We start from the raw sequence: 501 nt of genomic DNA on the forward strand, positions 1-501 counted from the left end.
TTCCTTTTTGACTCCGTATAGAGTGTCCTACAACCCCGAAGAGCATGCTCTTCGGTTTGGGCTGTTCCCGTTTCGCTCGCCGCTACTCAGGGAATCGCATTTGCTTTCTCTTCCTCCGGGTACTTAGATGTTTCAGTTCCCCGGGTCTGCCTCACGCTACACTATGTATTCATGTAACATGTCCCATCCCATTACAGATGGTGGGTTCCCCCATTCGGAAATCTTCGGATCAAAGCATACTTACTGCTCCCCGAAGCATATCGCTGTTCGTCGCGTCCTTCATCGGCTCCTAGTGCCAAGGCATCCACCGTACGCCCTTCATACCTTGATCTAGCGTTGGTATTCTAAGAACACACGTCTAATGACATGGTTATAAAAAGTTTGATGTCTTGTTGATGTCTTCAGTTTTCAAGGTGCGAGTGTCTCTATCGAGACTGAGAGACGAGCTCTCAAAACTGAACGATGGGCATGTCCCGTAAGGGACGTTTTCCTTAGAAAGGA

At 48.5% G+C, this 501-nt stretch carries 1 rRNA gene; it reads right to left on the reverse strand.

What is annotated here, in order from left to right:
• A 23S ribosomal RNA gene (locus tag ADM98_RS16820) occupies positions 1-331 on the reverse strand; the annotation flags it as partial.
• Positions 332-501: the final 170 nt, after the last annotated feature.

It is taken from the genome of Exiguobacterium sp. BMC-KP (assembly GCF_001275385.1).
GTDB lineage: Bacteria > Bacillota > Bacilli > Exiguobacteriales > Exiguobacteriaceae > Exiguobacterium_A.